Genomic DNA, 17305 nt, shown 5'->3' with positions numbered 1-17305 from the left:
AACTACTGCGCATTCTCGATAGCATCAACCGCATCGCCAATGCTGTTAATGCTTGCCATAACCTCGTCATCAAGGGTAAGGTCAAATTCATCCTCAAATGCTGTTACCAGCTCAAGCTTGTCAAACGAATCTGCATTAAGGTCATCAAAGGTAGTGGTCTCATCTACGTCTGCCTCATCGGCCTCCAGCGTCTCACACACAAGAGCAATAACCCTCTCAAGAATGGCTGCACGATCCATGACAGTCCTCCTTCATAGTTGCATACTTACACACGCCATAGCTAATACTACCTAGGGTCTAAAGGCTAGGCAACATCTTGAGCAATCTTGTTGCATAAATCTGCTCGAATGCAGCGTGCAGTAGCCAGCGTACCGTTCTTAACAGCTTGTACGCTCGTAGCACCATGGCCGATAAGCACCGGAGCCTTAAGGCCTAACAGCATAGCACCGCCGTTCTCGTCTCCAGACAAAGCACCTGCCACACCACGTAGTGCTGGGATGAGAAGTGCTGCGCCAAGCTTGGCTAGCAGTGATTGCTGAGCGGCTTGCTTGATGGCATGCATGAGATAGCCCGCGGTGCCCTCCAAGGATTTAAGAGCAACGTTGCCGGTAAATCCGTCACACACAATAACGTCTAAACTGCCATTAAGGATGTCGGTGCCCTCGCAATTACCCATAAAAGTACAAGCACTATCCTGTTGTAAACCCTCACGCAGAGCTGCATGGTAGGCCAAAACAACCTCAGAACCCTTGGTGTCCTCTTCCCCGTTGGATAAAAGACCCACACGCGCCTGAGTAGTCCCCAAAGCAACGTGTGCATAAGCTGCTCCCATGCGTGCAAACTGCACGATCATCTCGGGGCGCAGGTCTGCATTGGCTCCCATATCCAAAAACACGGTCTGGTGACCATTACGACCAGGAAAAATTGCGCTAATTGCCGGGCGCTTAATACCGCGAATGCGACCAATGCCCAGAGTTGCAGCGGTCAAAATAGCACCGGTAGAACCGGCGGAAAAGAATCCATCCGCCTCCCCAGCTTTTACAGCAGCACAGGCGCGCACAATGCTGGAATCCTTCTTGCTGCGCACGGCTTCTGCAGGATGTTCATCCATACCAATTTCTTGGGTGGTTATGAGCGCACGGGCGCGCTCGTGAGATGCACAAAAGTCACGAACGTACTCTTCATTACCAGCCACGAGTACACTCAGGTCTTTGTCACAGCTCAAAGCAGCCGCAATACCTTCCAGTACTACCTCGGGTTTCTCATCCCCACCCATTGCATCAACGCAAACTGTAATCATGCTTGTCCATTCTGAGCTATGAAAAGGAGGCCGGCCCCAAATAGAGCCAGCCTCCCAGGCCGATCAAAGAACAGGTGCTACTCGGTTACAATAACTTCACGATCTTTGTAGTAGCCACAATTAGGGCACACATGATGCGGAAGCTTAACGGCACCGCACTGTGGGCACACGGAGCGTGCTGGTGCGGCGAGCTTGCTGTTGGCGGAACGGCGAGTGTGCGTAGCGCCGCGGCCCTTTTTCTGTTTAGGTACTGCCATGGTTGCCTCTCTTACGTCCTTACGATATCGAGCCACCGCCCGTATCAAATCACAAATGCAGATAGTACCACATCATAGCTACAAAACCTGTGTTTTGTGCTGTCTCTGTCGTTTTATCACAATTTAACAATTTTAGTCATTCAGATCCAGCTTGCCAAGAGCAGCAAACGGACCTTCCAAAGCTGCCTGTTCTTCCTTTTTGGCGACACAACCACAATCCTGCTCATTAAGATTGGCACCGCAGTTAGGACAAAGCCCCTTACAATCCTCACGACACAACACAATATAAGGGGTTTCCATCAAAAGTGCCGACAAGAGCGCCTCTGACACATCAATGGTATCCTCATCCGAAACCAAGGAAAAGTCCACGCCCTCTTCTTCATCTGACTGCTCTTCAGAGATTGCTTGAGGCTCCTCAAACAAAAAATACTCATCTACCTCTGCAGATAGATCAAGATGGGCAGGATCCAAACACCTATCACATACACCTTCTGCCTGCGCTTTAACAATACCGGTGACTAAAATACCTTCACCGGCATTGGTAAGCACCAGATTGTAGCTAATGCCTTCTGGCAACATAAAGGTATGATCACCCAGAGAAAAGCTCTCTTGATCTATGTGACCGTCTAAGGAAAGTGTATCGCCTAGATTGGCAAGGCGATCATCTACCTTAACGACAAGTGCTTCTAGTTGGCTCACGGTATGACTCACACTAACTACCAAGGTACGTTATTGGATGTATTGCGTGCCCCTGAATTCTCATCCAAGGTCTGGCGAACACGAGAAACAGTACTGGTAAGTGACTTGAGATTATCCTCAAGGTGAGCAAGAACAGACTCTGCATACTCTTCTGCATTGTAGCGGGTATCACGCTCGTACTGCTGAGCCTGATCACGGATATCATCAGCTTGTTGCTGAGCCAAGCGCACAATCTCCTGGTCCCCAGCAAGGATCATTGCCTGCTGCTGAGCATCTGCAATAATGGAATCGGCCTGCTGCTGAGCGCGAGACAAAATCTCGTCTTCTTCCTTGAGGATGCGGCGAGCATTCTGGAACTCTTCGGGGAAACGTCCACGAATCTCATCCAAAATCTCAAACACGTCACCAGAATCAATGATCTTCTTCTGGCCACCGCCACCAAAGGGGGCGCGTGCATCTGCCACAATTCCTTCAAGCTCGTCTACCAAGCTTTCGATTTCCTCACCTGGCTGCATATAAGGGTCTCCTTTCGTGAGGACAAGCTGTTCTGGTACCCCAAAGAGGCGCCCAGGCCACAAATTTGCATTCTTAATGAGCAAAGTATACAGGTTTTTGGTAATACACGCCAACTACCATGTGTTATACACAAGCTTAACGGCAAGCTTACTCATACGTACATGAATACCATAATCCAAACGTAACGTAATCCAAATGCTTAAAGATAGTTATATCTGCCTAAAGCGCTCATCCAATTTTTTCTCTACGCTTGGCGGAACAAGCAGGTGCACATCTGAGCCAAAACTCGTCAGCTCACGTACCACAGAAGAAGACACGCAACCCAGCTCAGGGCTTGACATCACAAAAATGCTTTCGATGCCAGGTGCCAAGCGTGCATTAAGATCTGCCTGTTGAAGCTCATACTCAAAATCCGTTGTAGCGCGCAAACCCTTTACCACGCCGCTCGCATCAACATCACGACAAAAATCAACGAGAAGTCCTTTGAGGGGTGCTACATCCACCCCTTCTTCAATCCATGCTTCTTGTAGGGCATCGCGTACCATCTGCACGCGCTCTTCTAGCGTAAAGACCGGACCGCTCCCGTTTTTGCTCACCGATGCTGCCACAGCAACGGTTACGCGCGGACAAATTCTTCGTGCACGCCTAATAACATCCAAATGCCCATAGGTCACAGGATCAAAGGTACCCGGCACGACCAGATGTGAAATAACGTCCTGTTCTGCCTGAGGCTTATTCATCTGTGCACTCCACTCGTAGTAAGTCAACCTGGGTAGTACCATAGCGCTTTTGCTTAAGACTGTGAGCAAAATCCAAGCTCAGCCCTGGTGTTTTGACAGCGTGTTCATACAAAATCAAGGCATCAGGCGTCAAAGCCGCAGATGCATACAGTGTCCTCACCATATCTGCAACCTGCTCACAGCTTATTGCATATGGTGGATCCAACAACACAAGACCAAAGGGATGGGCAGAAAAAGCCTGCATGTGAGCCAAGGCAAAGCTATCGGCTCTGAGTACAGCAAAGCTGTTTGGGCCAGCTCCCACTCCAGACAAATTATTTTTTATAATCTGTACATTCTTATGGCTCAGGTCAACAAAGGTGGCATGTGCAGCCCCGCGGGACAACATCTCTATGCCCAATGCACCCGATCCCGCAAATCCGTCCAGAACATACAGACCGCTCATATCCAAACCACAGGCAGAAAGCACCATGGATGCCATAGACTCACGCACACGATCGGTGGTTGGACGCGTTACCTCACGCCCCTCAGGAGCCGCTAATGGCTTGCCGCGCCATCTACCCCCAACTACTCTCACGAGCCTTCTACCTCCTCAAAGTAAGCACCAAATCTATCTCGTACCTCAAGTGCTAAGCTCGGGTGAGCACTCAGGTCCGCGTCGTGAGCCAGTATGTCCTGCGTGTCCTTACGCGCTTGTGCTGCCAGCTGCTCATCCTGAGCTAAATCCACATAGCGCAACGTTACACCACCGCTTTGTCTAAAGCCCAGCACTTCTCCCTCATGACGCAAGCGCAAATCCATCTGGGACAACTCAAAGCCATCATCTGTGGCTTCTAGCGCTGCAAGACGCCTACGCGCAGGCGATCCTTTCTTGGCACTGGTCGAGAAAAACACCGAACCCGCATGCTTTCCTCGTCCTACACGACCACGCAATTGATGCAGCGTTGCCAAGCCAAAACGCTCGGAGTCATGCACCAATAATACGGTTGCATTAGGTACATCTACCCCAACCTCAATGACGGTAGTACTTACCAGCACATCAATCTTTCCTGCTCTAAAATCGCTCATAACCTGATCTTTTTCCTGCGCAGACATACGACCAGTGAGCAGACCAACCCTCATAGTGCAAAACACGGAGCGCGCAAGCTCCTTATACACCGCGTGAGCAGAATGGAGTCGAGGCGGCAAGGTATCGGTTTGGGGGGCATCATCTGCCATATCTGTACCGTAATCTGCCTCATCAATCAGCGGGCAAACCACATAAGCCTGATGGCCAGCCTCATGAGCTTCTCGGATGCATCCATAGGCAAGATCAAGGTTTTCTTGAGCCAATACCTGTGTGCTCACCCCTGCACCCAAAACGGGACGATGTGCAATACGACTGATCTCCATATCCCCATACAAAGACAGCGCCAAGGTGCGCGGGATGGGCGTTGCGGTCATGGCAAGTAAATCTGCGCCCCTTCCCTTTTTGCGCAAGGCGCTGCGTTGGTCAACACCAAAACGATGCTGCTCATCTATCACAACCAAAGAAAGCCGAGAAAAGACAACATCTTCTGACAACAAAGCCGTCGTACCAAAGACCACAGAGATATCCCCCGCTGCAAGCGCTTGCGTTGCTTGACTGCGCTGCTCTTGAGGAGTGGAGCTCACAATGAGCGCCCAACCAATACCGGCAGCATCCAACAGCGGACCGAGCTTCTCGGCATATTGACGTGCCAACACAGACGTAGGTGCCATCATCGCAGCTTGGGTGTGGGAGTCTGCCACAGCAGCCAAGGCCATAGCAGCAACAGCCGTCTTACCCGTACCCACATCGCCCAACAACAAGCGGTTCATAACCTGGGATGAGGCCATATCGGCAAAGATTTCTTCTACCGCTTTTTGCTGCTCAGAGCTCAGCGAGAAAGGCAGCGCAGCCACAAGTGCCTGTACATGGGACCCGTTCACACGATGTGTGCAAGCGGTCACATCCTGTAGAGCGAGGCGCTTACGCGTTTGAAGGGCAAGCTGTAAACAGAACAGCTCGTCATAGGCAAAGCGCGTTCGTGCCGCAGCAGCACTGACCATGCTGGAAGGAAAATGAATTTCTCGCACGGCACGAGCAAAGCTCATAAGTCCCCGTGCAGACACCAGCTGGGCAGGAAGATAGTCATACACATTACCGCGATCCGCCAAAGCAGCGGAGACAATGCGGCGCATCCAGGCAACGCTTAAGCCTTCACTTACATGGTGGACGGGTAGAATGCGAGAGTAGTCGCTCTGCTCGCCAGCGGATGCCAACACCTCATAAAACGGACTTTTTATCTGCTTGAATCCATAGGCAAAGGTGATTTTGCCAGAAAGCGCCAGCATATCGCCCTCATGAACCTGTTCTGCTACCCAGGGCTGCTTAAAAAACGTGGCCATAATGACGCCCGTGTCATCTACGACGGACAGCTCAACCACGCTCATACGTGGACGAGGACGTTTAGCCACGACCTTATCGACCACGCCCACCACCGTCACCGTAGCACCAACGTCAGCGCGGGCAATGTCTACCTTGTGGGAAAAATCAAGATAGCGATGAGGCACTGCCAAAAAAAGATCGCGCAGCTGCACGATGTTGAGACGCGCCAGTGCCTCATCACGCGCCTCAGATACATAGCGCAAGCGCGAAACGCTGTCAGACAAAGCAAGGGTGCACCCCATGCGGTCAGAAACATCGGCTACCGCAGGCACACCCTTATGTGAAGTATCTACTGACGACAAGAGCGTTCAAACTACTCTAAGTTTTGCTTATTCAATCGAGAAAATAACAGGGTACAGGGGCTGTTCACCACGCTGGGAATCAATCTCCAGGTCCGGCTGAACCTGCTCGATAGCAGCGCACAACGCCTCAAAGTCCTCATCGGAAAGGTCAGAACCTGCAAGAATGGTAAGCGTGTCGCCTTCTTCCTGCTGCTGCATGCGATTGATAATATCCAAAGTAACGTCATGCACACTGCTGCCAACAGCCTCGATAACTCCTTGAACAATGCCAATTACATCACCGTTGTGAATGGGGGTACCATCTGCTGCTGCGGAATCACGAACCGCCGTGGTGACCTCGCCATCACGAACCGCTGCCGCTGCCTCGGTCATGGCTGCAATATTGTCATCCAGCGAGGCATCAAAATCGACGGCAAAGAGTGCTGCAAAAGCTTGAGGAACGGTCTTGGTGGGAACGACGCCAACACAGCCCTCATCAAAAGCACCACAAGCAGCCTCTGCGGTCATGCGAATATTAGAGTTGTTGGGAAGCACAATGACCGTATCGGCATTGACCTTATTCACAGCAGCAATAATATCTGCAGTGCTGGGATTCATGGTCTGGCCACCAGATACCACCACGTCTACACCCAAGGACTTGAGAATATCTGCTTCTCCGGCACCAGCAGCTACCGCCACAAAACCAAGCTCCTTATGAGGAAGAGGCTGGTCCTCCTGCAACACCTCTTGTGTTTGCTGCATATGAGATGCTTGCTGGTCGGAGGCAATTTTTTCTGTGCGCTCCTGGGCCTCAAGATCCATGTTGTGGATAAATACGTTAAATACCTGGCCATATTGGAGCATGTACTTCAAGACCTGGTCTGGAGTATTGGAATGAACGTGCACCTTATACGTGGGGTTATCGCCTACCAAAAGCTCGCAGTCGCCCATGGTAGACAAAAACTTGAGTGCCGCAGCTTCATCAAACGTCTCATCATTTGCCTGGAACAAGAACTCGTTGCAATAACGAAACTCCGAACCCTCCCAGTCATCATTAAGCTCAATAGCAACCTGTGCGCTTACCTGCGCCTTAGCTTGAGCCTCGGCCTCTGACGGGCTTGCAAGCGTGGGAGAGAACTCTAAGGTGGTGTTATTGCCCAACGCGCAGTTAACAAAGGCTTCTAAAAAGGTTGCAAAGCCAAAAGCACCTGAGTCTACCACGCCGTTCTCTTTAAGCACGGGAAGCAAATCTGGTGTACGTGCCACGGATTCATAGGCTTCTACCACCAGGCTGTTAAGCGTATCTTCTACGGATAGTTTGGCAGCAGCGCACTCTGATGCCTTGGTGGTTATGTCACGCAAAACGGTAAGAATGGTGCCCTCTACCGGCTTGCGAACCGCCTGAAAGGCAACCTTTTGACTACGTTGGAAGGCGTGAGCAATATCTGCAGAGCTGAGGTTATTCTCGTCAGCCTCTACCAGACCCTCTGCAACACCGCGCAAAATTTGGGAGGTGATAACACCAGAATTGCCGCGGGCGCCCATCAAGGAACCATGAGTGATGGCCTTTGCAATAGCATCCATAGAAGCATCTGTATCAAGCGCATTGAGCTCATTCACAACCGTTCCCAACGTAAGAGACATGTTGGTACCGGTGTCCCCATCTGGTACAGGGAACACGTTGAGTTTGTTAATGTCCTCAGCCTTGGCGGCGACTACTTGTGCAGCAACAGGAAAGCATTTCCTGACGACGGAAGAAATCATGGGTTAGATCCTCGGTTCTATAAACGGTCTGACGCTGGGGCTGTACTAGTGAGTACGCATACCCTCGATGTGGACAGTGACAAGTACGGAATCAATCTCGGCAATTCTCTTGATAAGAAATGCCACGTTATCCTTAAGATTGGCAGACACGGTAGACATGTTTACGCCCTCTTCTACGATGACGTGCATATCAATTGCCAGCTGACCATCTTTGAGATCTACGTCAATTCCCTTGCGCAAACGACTGTTAGGAAGCAAGCGCGCTACGCCCTCATTTGCGTCGATAAAGGCCATGCCCACGATGCCATATGCTTCAAGTGCTGCATACCCTGCTAAATCCGCAATGCAATCATTAGAGACCCTCAAGGTACCGGGTACGGAATCTGCCATGCCCTCTCCTCTCGATAAAAACGCCGAATGCGTTGAAATATTTTCCCGCTTTAACCTCATTAAGTATAGACCACCAAGGATTTTACTCACAAAATGACAAAGCCTCACCACGCTGTTACCAATACTTTGGGCGCACCACTACGAAACCAACACATCATCAGGGTTTTTCTTTTTGCAAAACGCTGCTGCTGTGCTAATATAATCCAGCTTTGTGTCATTGCGTGCACCTGCGCGTGCACTCCAACGGAGGTAGTAACCATGTCGAAGGTATGTGAAGTCTGCGGTAAGCACGCTGTTGCTGGTCGCTCTATTAGCCACTCCCACCGCACCGTCAATCGTAAATTTAAGCCAAACATTCAGTCCGTTAACGTTGTTGTTGATGGTCACCGTCAAAAGATGAACGTCTGCACCACCTGCCTCAAGTCTGGCAAAGTTGCTCGTTCATAACTGTAAGCGCACCGTCTAGGTGCGTGTACTTTGTATTTACAGGCCTCCTTCGGGAGGCTTTTTGTTTACCCTATGGCTTTGTGTGCAAGAAGGCAGCTACGACGCCCTGTGCACAGCTAATGCAGGCATCCGCTGTTTGTACGCGATTAGAGATTCCCCTATCGAGCAACACGGGAAGCTCCAACTGCTCCACTTCCCAAGCAAAGCCCTTCTCGCTCAGCACCGTATGAGGAGTAAGCGCTACTGCCGAGAAGTTCTTACCTACCGCATCTTCTGTAAGCGTCCATGACGCAGTCCCTGTATCAGAGAGCACCTTGCAGATAAAATCATCCTCTACCAGCGTGGGGCAAAGCTGGGCATAGTGTGCCATGACGCCGTATACGCACAGCGCATGGTCTGGCTTGCCGCCGGTGGCACAGCTCACCACCAACTGCACGCGCACATGATTGTCCTGCCCGTACGCAGCAGCAGCTTTACAGGCCAGGTCGAGGTCTGTGTAATCTTTTTCTGGCGAGAAAAGCTTTGCGGGAACCCGCTTGTCCTCTATCCACGCACGCGCCTCAGCAGAAATGGTGTCCGCATCCCCTACAAATAAATCTGGTACTACACCAGCGCGTATGAGCGCATTGGCACCACGATCTACGGCAATGATGCACTGAGCATCCTGGGAAAGCTTGCGTATAAGATCCGCAGAACTGGGTTCTGGAGAACCAGCTATCAATAAAACGGTATGTGTGGTCTGCTGCATTGTAGACTTCTTATCTCAAAGTTTTTATCGCGAGGTTTACTTGGTGGGGTACGACTGCAAATCCGCAAGGGAAATATCCTCATATATGTGCGTAAACAACGTAGCATGAAGACGCAAAAAGTCCTCATCGCGCTTATCGTGCGCATTAAAGACGCACACATTAGGAAATCCTGCACGCTCAGAGGTAGTAAGGCCAAACGGAGCATCCTCAAATACCCAGGTTGTCTCTTTAGTGGTACCAAGCTTTTTTAGCGCATAGTAATAGATATCTGGCTCAGTTTTGGTGAAATTGTTTTCTTCCGCGCTGACAATATCTACAAAAAACTTGGACAAACCAAGATGATCCATGCACAGACCAACTTCTTTGGCTCCGGTAGAAGTACAAATGATCATGGGGATACCTGCGTCTTTGAGCTGATCCAAGAACGGCTTAACGGCAGGCCATGCTTTGATCTCTGAGGCATACGCATTGCTAATATTCTGGGATAATTCTTGTGCTAGCTGCTCGGCAGAAGCGGGAATAGCAAGAGCGTTGCGCAGCGTATGGATCTCTTCATCCAAGCTGACCGCCTCACACTCATGCAAGATTTTCTCGATCTGAGGCGTCATAGCAAAGCCATGGCTGGCAAGCAGGCGGGGAAAGGCGTCCCACCACATATACATAGAATCAACCAGCGTGCCGTCACAGTCAAAGATTGCGCCGCTTATTGCCATACAAGTTCCTCCATCAAATAAAATGCGTGCAGGGTTCATGGTAAAGCCTTTTTGCGTACAATGTCGAGAGGTTTTAGCCCACACTTAGGGTACAGTAACCAACGCAGTAGTATCTTTGCATAATTTCGGAGGCTTTTTGTATGGCTCGGTATGACTATCATTGCCCATCCTGCGGCAACACATTTGAGGTTGAGCATCCCATGTCGGAACGACCAGAAATAGCCTGCCCTCGTTGTGGTCATACGGCCGAGAAAGTCTTTGCGGCAAGCGGTATTAAGTTTGAAGGCACGGGTTTTTACAATACCGATCAGCGCAGCAAGGGCAGTAGCCTATCCGGCAAGAAATAAGCCACGCCCTCGCACTATTGTTACCCTTATCTGTGCACGAGACTGTGCACGAGAAGCTATCCTTGCATTTCCTTGCATTAGAAAATAGAGTCATGCAGGCCCGGTTCGGAAATGGATGAGCCAAATGAGCCATCACGATACAGACGGGTTGTATATGACGTGGTATTGTCTATAGAACTCACCACAATGGAATGGGTCTGGATTGAGCCGTCAGGATTGTGCTTAACACCAGCCAACATACTGCCATCCGTAATACCCGTCGCAACAAAATGGATATCGTTGGTACGCACCATTTCATCCATGGTAATAGCTTGATCGGTATCAAAGTCACAGGCAGCTGCCACTGCCTCGCGTTCTCCCTCTTCTGTAAAGTGAAAACGCGCCTGGAAAAAGCCGCCTAAAGCCTTAAGACCAGCGCAAGCCAAAACACCTTCTGGTCCGCCACCCTCTCCCAACATGAGGTCTGCGCCCGTGTTGGGAATAGCTGTTGCAAGTGCGGCCTGCACGTCACCGTCATAGACCAATTTAACCCGTGCACCCGTTGCACGAACCCGTTCGATAAGCTCTTTGTGACGGGGACGATCGAGAATACATACCATGACATCATGGACAGGCTTATGCAATGAACGAGCTACCGCCGCAATATTTTCTTCGGGGGTTTTATCGATGCCCACCGCCTCGGGGTGAACCGCAGGACCACAGGCAATTTTTGCCATGCGCTTAACCGGAGCATTGAGTAAGGTTGCACGAGGCGCAAAAACTATGGCAGAAATCGCATTGCGCTGATTGTTGGCAACCAGATTAGTGCCCTCAATGGGATCGACGACAATATCCAAAGAATCGCCACCACGGCCAAGGGTCTCCCCTGCCACCAACAGACCATCATGCTTTTGTTTGTTGTCCGTATCGTTTTGCTCAAGCGGTGTATCGGTAAGCACACGCTGACCAATAACCACATGACCCGACATGCTCATAGCACCTAAGCCGTGGCGCACCGCCTTCATGGCAGCGGCATTGGCCGCAATTTTATCTGCACGCCCCGCCCACTTGGAGGCTTCGATAGCTGTTGCCTCACACACACGCTGAAAATTAGAAATTAAACTCTGACGCACGGCCACACTCCTCACGCTTGTTGTGCAGGATTTACCATGCATGCAGCGTAACGAACTTGTGCAAGTGTTAGGCTCGTCTCACAAAACGCGCGCAAAAATGACCGTCAAACGACCCCATTTTTGGGTGTGAGCGGAACATATCCTCATCTGTTACACAATTTGCAAACAACTCGTACGCCTGCCTATACTGCTCTTTAAGAGCACGAACAGCAGGGGCATCCAAGGGTGAAACCAACTCAAAATGCTGGCCAATTTCTGTTTGCAAAAAAGCATGAACCACTGCTTCATTTTCTTGCTTGAGTACAGAACAGGTGGAATATATGAGAGTACCGTCCTTTTGCACACGGCTTGCAGCAGAGATAAGCATGTTCAGTTGAAGAGCCACAATGGACTGTGCATTATTGGGCTGTACTGCTTCTGGCGTAAGCGTCCAAGCACGTTCTGGATGACGACGCATAGTACCCGTGCCTGAGCAGGGAGCGTCTACAAATACTACATCAAACGCATGACGCAGCGGCTCGGGCAGGGTTTGACTTGGAGCGAACAGGTCATCTTTGTGTGTATGGACACCCAAGGCACAGCCGTCATAGCAAACAGACTGACAAAAGCCAGCCCATCCTTGTTGCAAACGACGATTTGCAATGTTGGTCTTAAAAGAAGAGCTATCCACACCAACCAGCTGTGCAGGGCCACCTGCTTGGTAAGCAAGTGCTTGGAGCAAAAGAGACTTGGTAGCTCTGCCCTGACCAATTTCTAAAATGCGAGAACTAGGCTTTGGAGAGGCAGCGTAACAAATCATGCGTGCAGCAAGATCGCTCACCACAACATCCGTTTGTTTTACCAACTGAGATGAGGTAAGAGCAGCAGCATTACACAGCTGCCATACATCCGGAAGGGATGCATCTTCTACCTTGATATGCTCCTTATTGAGCAATGTACGTGCTTCTTGAGGGCTATGCTTACCCACATTGGCAGACAGCCACAGCGGCGCTGGCTCATGAGCACACAAAGCCATCTCGCAGGCGTTCTGCAAACCGAGAGAATCTACCAGCTGTTGCACAAGCCAGCTGGGTGCAGCCATCACCAGTGAGAGCTCTTCAATTGTTGGAATTGTCTGCAGCGAAGCCGGCTGCAGTGAGGCTACCTGTGGTGGAGCCGACTGCACTGAGGCTACCTGTGCTGGAGCCAACTGCAACAAAGCACTATTCACCGCTCTGAGCGCAGCAGCCACCCGTGGTGCATCTTGTTCTGCAATGCGACGCAACACCGCATTGGCCATACCAGCAGCACGAGGAACCACGCTGCGCACCAACTCCACACCTTGATTAACCGCGGCATTGGCAGGAGTTTGTAAATAGCACAGCTCATAGGCTGCTATACGCAGTGCATCGCGCACCTGTGGTTGGATTTTGGCAGGCTTAGTAGCGTGACTGTTTATAAACTCATCTAACAGGCCCCAAGAAAGCGTAACACCCAAAACGAGGCGTTGAACAAAACCAGCATCGCGCGCGTCCATAGCACGAAGTTCTGGAGACAAGCGCACTATATCACGCGCATATCCCGCACGACGACGCACTTCTCCCACAATACCAAGGGCAACAGTACGCGCTTGGGTTGCATGACCAGCAGATGGATGACCAGCACGTTGCTTTATAGCTTTGCCCACGTATGTCCCTCACCGCGCAAACCTGCAAACCATGCCCAAGCAGCCATATCACGCTTGCCATCAGGGCGAATGGCGATAAGTTCAAGCACACCCTCAGCGCAGCCTGCATATACCTTTTTCTGTGCCGCCACAAGCTCTCCAGGAGCAACAGCAAGCGTATCTGCTTGAGCCTCAGAAACAACACGAGCCTGTAACACACGCACGCTTTTATCGGCAAGAGCTACACGGGCGGGAGCGGCATCGGAAGAAGCCTGTACCAGCAAGGCATTGTGTGCAGCAGAAACCTGAGGCGACAAAAACATCTCGGTCTTTGTAAGCTTATGGGCATAGCTAACTTGGGACTCATCTTGCTCATGCCACACAGCACTTCTCTCTGCAAGAGTTGGGAGTGCTTCTACCAGTGTTTGAGCACCCAAAGAAGCAAGCCGCTGCGTAAGCTCCGCGGTATTGCTGTTGCCTATTTCTAGATCTGCCTGAGCACAGTACGCACCAGCATCCAACTCATGTACCACACGCATAATGGACACACCGGCACGACTATCCCCTGCTAAAATGGCGCGCTGGATGGGGGCAGCACCGCGCCAGCGAGGCAGCAAAGACGCATGGACATTAACACAATCTATGGTGGGAATGGCCAGCAGCTCATCGGGCAAAATACAACCATAAGCAGCAACCACAATAATCTCCGGACGAGCTGCTCGAATGGCATCCAAAGCAGCATCTGTCATACGAGCAGTCTCCAATACCGGCAAACCAAGCTCACCGGCACGCTTTTTAATGGCAGAAGGCTCAAGCTTCTTCCCACGCTTGCGCACTGCATCCGGACGTGTTACCACAAGGGTGACCTCAAAAGCCTCCGCAACAGCCTCGAGCGACGGAACAGCAAAATCGGGTGTACCCATAAAAACAATGCGCATGAGACTCCTAGTCAATCTCTGTATCACCAGGACGAGCACCAGCGGCTAAGGCCTGCTCATATTCACGCATAGCGGCCGCACGCTGGGCAATAGACAGGTGATCCACCATGGTTATGCCATGCAAATGATCAATCTCATGTTGCAAACAGACAGCCAGCAGATTGCCGTCTGCCTCATACTCCATAAGCTCGCCATCCAAATTAAGCGCATGAACCACCACATGAGAAGGACGTTCTACCGGCACACTAATACCAGGAAAGCTTAAACAGCCTTCGTTGTATACTTTGGGAGCACCATCTGCTGTAATGATCTCTGGGTTAATTAAAACGTAAGGATTTTTCTTCCCTTCTGCATAATCCACATCAATCACAAGTATCTGGATGGTCTCGCCAACCTGCGGAGCAGCCAAGCCACAGCCATCAGCCGCATACATATCCCTCAACATGCGTTTAGCCAGCTTCTTGATGTTGTCATCTATGTGCTCAATGGGAGCACATTCCTGTTTAAGACGGGGATCTGGTGACAAAACAATGTCATCAAGGGCGCTCATAGTATCTCCTTATGTGTTGCACGTACGACCTTACACATAAGCATGCTAGCAAACAGCCATAAACAGCTGCTGGCAGCCCTTACAGCAAATCGTACGCATCAATGTCCAATGCCATGTTCATACCCAACTTTGGCTTTATCTGTGCGGCGCAGGTACTCAACACACAACCAGGATGGGAATCAAGAGGTGATTTTACAAGAATGTGGAACCTAAACCGGTCTTTAACCTTAGCTTTTACACATTCTGCTGGTCCCAAAATATGCCAACCATCCAAATCCTCTACTTCCTCACGCAGCACCGCAGCAAAATCAGCTGCAGTTTGCTTAACGTCCCGTTCATGGTTTCCCCACACCACCACATTGGAAAGGCGCGTATAGGGTGGATAGGCTGCCTCTTTGCGGTCGAGAAGCTCAGGCTCTAAAAACACCGTACGGTCATGCAAAGCCACCGCCCGAATTGCTGGATGAAAGGCCCAGTAGGTTTGCACAATCACACGACCCTGCTTGGTGCCACGCCCTGCACGCCCCGCTACCTGTTCCAGCAAATGATAGCTCCGTTCTGCAGCACGAAAATCTGGCAGCTTAAGCGTGGTATCCGCATTGATAACACCTACGAGCGTAACCTCTGGAAAATCAAGACCTTTTGCAATCATCTGCGTACCAATGAGTACCGCACAGGAACTTGCATCAAACTGTTCCAGCAGCTGCTGATGAGCGCCTTTGCCTTTAGTGGTATCCGCATCCATTCTAATAATGTCTACATCGGGTCCTAACAGCATGGCAAGCTCATCCTCTACCCGCTGCGTACCCACACCAAACTGTGCCAAATAGCGACTCCCACAATTGGGACATTTGGTAGAGGGATCGGGAAATGCGCGGATGGGCCAGCTGTTGCCACAACTATGGCACATGAGCTCATGGGTACGTTCATGATAGGTAAGCGAAGTTGAACAGTGCGGGCACGTAGGAACACAGCCACATTCACGGCACATCAAAAAGTTGGCAAAGCCGCGGCGATTAAGCAACAGTACGGCCTTCTCGCCCCGAGTAACCACATCATGCAAGGCTGCTACCAGCGGTTGTGAGAAAATAGAGCGGTTACCTTGCGAGAATTGCTGCGTCATATCCACAATCTCCACGCGCGGCAACACCGAGCTACCCGGCCTCTCATTCATAACAGCACGGGTCCACTGTGCACCCGCATAGCTGCCCATCTGTGTGCGCGCAAGGCTTTCTAATGACGGCGTAGCGCTTCCCAAAACCAGCGCAGCCCCACGCAACTGAGCTAACTGTGCCGCTACTTCACGTGCATGATAGCGTGGACTTGAGTCCTGTTTATAGGAATTCTCGTGCTCCTCATCAATCACGATAAGACCAACATTGTGTAAGGGAGCAAACAAGGCAGAGCGTGCACCCACCACCACATGAGCCTGGCCTTGGCGCACCATATCCCATTGATCGTAGCGCTCACCAGCAGAAAGACGGGAGTGCAACACTGCCACATCTGAACCAAAACGAGAGCGAAAGCGACCAACCGTCTGAGCAGTAAGCGAAATCTCTGGCACGAGCACCAAAGCACCCTTGCCCTGCTCGCGCACCTTTTGAATTGCCGCAAGATACACCTCGGTTTTGCCAGAACCGGTAACGCCATCCAGCAAAACTACATCTCCCTTGCCCGCCTCACAAGCAGCATCAATGGCCGCAAGCGCCTCTTGCTGGCCGCAAGTAAGCTGCTTGGGCCGAGCAGCATGGGCACTGGAGAGCGTGGTGTTGTCATAGCCACGAACCCGGCGCTTGGTATATATATGCACTACATCCTTAGCCTCCAGCGCACGCACAGCACTGGCTGCTCCCACAATGGTGGCATTAAGCTCGGACATGCGCATTGAGCCTGAAGTAAGCGCTGCTAACACCGCACGCTGACGGGCAGCATTTTTACGAGGGACAAATTCCTGAGCAGCAGGTGCAAGCTCAATCCACCTATCGTCCACCGCACCCGTGGCTTCACACACCAATTCCCACGGACTTGAGGCATCTTTTCTGCGCACGCGCATGGATTGACCAGGTGCAATAAATAAACGCAGACAATCAGAAAGCGGGGCTGCGTAGTGCTCACAGATCCACCACGCAAGCTCCACGGCCTTCTCATCAAAGGCAGCGGGCATAAGAACGCGCTCTATAGGCTTGATTTTATTGTCCGCAACACCTATAGGCGCTCGGTCCACCACAGCAATGACATATCCAACTACCGCTCGATGAGAAAAGCTCACGAGCACCGTTGTTCCCACCGTACACGAAGGCTCCAACTGAGCAGGAATGCGGTAATCAAATGCAGTGCTCAAGGAACGCGTTGGGATGTCCAACACTACCGATGCATACATGTTTCCCTCCTTACTCAGCCTCTTCTAT

Annotated in this window: 19 protein-coding genes; 2 read left to right on the top strand and 17 right to left on the bottom strand. The window is 51.1% G+C overall.

Translation table 11 applies throughout. The annotated features are described in order from the left end of the window. Positions 1-2: 2 nt before the first annotated feature. From HMPREF1091_RS03945 to HMPREF1091_RS03900, 10 genes are all read right to left on the bottom strand, one after another. Positions 3-239, bottom strand: a complete 237-nt coding sequence (locus HMPREF1091_RS03945) for an acyl carrier protein (RefSeq protein WP_002563540.1) — start codon at positions 237-239, stop codon at positions 3-5. A 65-nt stretch (positions 240-304) separates the two neighbouring features. Continuing rightward, the gene (gene plsX, locus HMPREF1091_RS03940; RefSeq protein WP_002563539.1) at positions 305-1300 is read right to left on the bottom strand and encodes a phosphate acyltransferase PlsX; all 996 of its coding nucleotides are present in this window, start codon (positions 1298-1300) and stop codon (positions 305-307) included. Positions 1301-1377: 77 nt separating this feature from the next. After that, positions 1378-1557: a 50S ribosomal protein L32 gene (gene rpmF / locus HMPREF1091_RS03935; RefSeq protein ID WP_002563538.1), complete on the bottom strand. Its 180-nt coding sequence runs from the start codon at positions 1555-1557 to the stop codon at positions 1378-1380. A 132-nt stretch (positions 1558-1689) separates the two neighbouring features. Continuing rightward, positions 1690-2256 carry a YceD family protein gene (locus HMPREF1091_RS03930; RefSeq protein ID WP_002563537.1) on the bottom strand — a complete coding sequence of 189 codons (567 nt, stop codon included), beginning with the start codon at positions 2254-2256 and terminating at the stop codon, positions 1690-1692. 17 nt (positions 2257-2273) lie between these two features. Beyond that, positions 2274-2771 carry an ATP synthase subunit B family protein gene (locus tag HMPREF1091_RS03925; RefSeq protein WP_002563536.1) on the bottom strand — a complete coding sequence of 166 codons (498 nt, stop codon included), beginning with the start codon at positions 2769-2771 and terminating at the stop codon, positions 2274-2276. Positions 2772-2981: 210 nt separating this feature from the next. Beyond that, positions 2982-3512 carry a pantetheine-phosphate adenylyltransferase gene (gene coaD / locus HMPREF1091_RS03920; RefSeq protein ID WP_002563535.1) on the bottom strand — a complete coding sequence of 177 codons (531 nt, stop codon included), beginning with the start codon at positions 3510-3512 and terminating at the stop codon, positions 2982-2984. After that, positions 3505-4089 carry a 16S rRNA (guanine(966)-N(2))-methyltransferase RsmD gene (gene rsmD / locus HMPREF1091_RS03915; protein ID WP_002563534.1) on the bottom strand — a complete coding sequence of 195 codons (585 nt, stop codon included), beginning with the start codon at positions 4087-4089 and terminating at the stop codon, positions 3505-3507. The genes coaD and rsmD overlap by 8 nt, the downstream gene beginning before the upstream one ends. Next, on the bottom strand, positions 4086-6203 hold the full coding sequence (gene recG, locus HMPREF1091_RS03910) for an ATP-dependent DNA helicase RecG (protein ID WP_051058346.1): 2118 nt from the start codon (positions 6201-6203) through the stop codon (positions 4086-4088). The genes rsmD and recG overlap by 4 nt, the downstream gene beginning before the upstream one ends. A gap of 87 nt (positions 6204-6290) precedes the next feature. Next, positions 6291-8006, bottom strand: coding sequence for a DAK2 domain-containing protein (locus HMPREF1091_RS03905; RefSeq protein ID WP_002563532.1), 1716 nt, complete (start codon positions 8004-8006; stop codon positions 6291-6293). A gap of 45 nt (positions 8007-8051) precedes the next feature. Then, entirely contained in the window at positions 8052-8396 is a 345-nt protein-coding gene (locus HMPREF1091_RS03900; protein WP_002563531.1) for an Asp23/Gls24 family envelope stress response protein, read from the bottom strand. Between the two features lie 258 nt (positions 8397-8654). Between HMPREF1091_RS03900 and rpmB the strand changes: the two genes are divergently transcribed. Continuing rightward, positions 8655-8843 (top strand): 50S ribosomal protein L28, encoded by a 189-nt coding sequence (rpmB, locus tag HMPREF1091_RS03895; RefSeq protein WP_002563530.1) that lies wholly within the window; start codon positions 8655-8657, stop codon positions 8841-8843. A 70-nt stretch (positions 8844-8913) separates the two neighbouring features. Here rpmB and HMPREF1091_RS08030 read toward each other — a convergent pair whose 3' ends face one another. Then, positions 8914-9591 (bottom strand): thiamine diphosphokinase, encoded by a 678-nt coding sequence (locus tag HMPREF1091_RS08030; RefSeq protein ID WP_002563529.1) that lies wholly within the window; start codon positions 9589-9591, stop codon positions 8914-8916. Between the two features lie 36 nt (positions 9592-9627). After that, entirely contained in the window at positions 9628-10305 is a 678-nt protein-coding gene (locus HMPREF1091_RS03885; RefSeq protein ID WP_002563528.1) for an HAD family hydrolase, read from the bottom strand. A gap of 140 nt (positions 10306-10445) precedes the next feature. Between HMPREF1091_RS03885 and HMPREF1091_RS03880 the strand changes: the two genes are divergently transcribed. After that, a complete protein-coding gene (locus HMPREF1091_RS03880; protein ID WP_002563527.1) occupies positions 10446-10652 on the top strand; it encodes an FmdB family zinc ribbon protein in 207 nt (68 codons plus the stop codon). Between the two features lie 77 nt (positions 10653-10729). Here HMPREF1091_RS03880 and HMPREF1091_RS03875 read toward each other — a convergent pair whose 3' ends face one another. The 5 genes from HMPREF1091_RS03875 to priA all read right to left on the bottom strand — a co-directional run bounded on the left by HMPREF1091_RS03875 (position 10730) and on the right by priA (position 17277). Then, on the bottom strand, positions 10730-11764 hold the full coding sequence (locus tag HMPREF1091_RS03875) for a fructose-bisphosphatase class II family protein (RefSeq protein ID WP_002563526.1): 1035 nt from the start codon (positions 11762-11764) through the stop codon (positions 10730-10732). Between the two features lie 67 nt (positions 11765-11831). Beyond that, entirely contained in the window at positions 11832-13430 is a 1599-nt protein-coding gene (locus HMPREF1091_RS03870; RefSeq protein ID WP_002563525.1) for an RsmB/NOP family class I SAM-dependent RNA methyltransferase, read from the bottom strand. After that, positions 13415-14347 carry a methionyl-tRNA formyltransferase gene (gene fmt, locus HMPREF1091_RS03865; RefSeq protein WP_002563524.1) on the bottom strand — a complete coding sequence of 311 codons (933 nt, stop codon included), beginning with the start codon at positions 14345-14347 and terminating at the stop codon, positions 13415-13417. The genes HMPREF1091_RS03870 and fmt overlap by 16 nt, the downstream gene beginning before the upstream one ends. 7 nt (positions 14348-14354) lie before the next feature. Further along, positions 14355-14897, bottom strand: a complete 543-nt coding sequence (gene def / locus HMPREF1091_RS03860) for a peptide deformylase (protein ID WP_002563523.1) — start codon at positions 14895-14897, stop codon at positions 14355-14357. Positions 14898-14976: 79 nt separating this feature from the next. Beyond that, on the bottom strand, positions 14977-17277 hold the full coding sequence (gene priA / locus HMPREF1091_RS03855; protein ID WP_002563522.1) for a replication restart helicase PriA: 2301 nt from the start codon (positions 17275-17277) through the stop codon (positions 14977-14979). Positions 17278-17305 lie beyond the last annotated feature (28 nt).

Origin of the sequence: Atopobium minutum 10063974, from assembly GCF_000364325.1 — a bacterium.
GTDB lineage: Bacteria > Actinomycetota > Coriobacteriia > Coriobacteriales > Atopobiaceae > Atopobium > Atopobium minutum.
The sequence above is the reverse complement of the archived record's forward strand: the minus strand, read 5'-3'. Positions and strand labels throughout refer to the sequence as shown.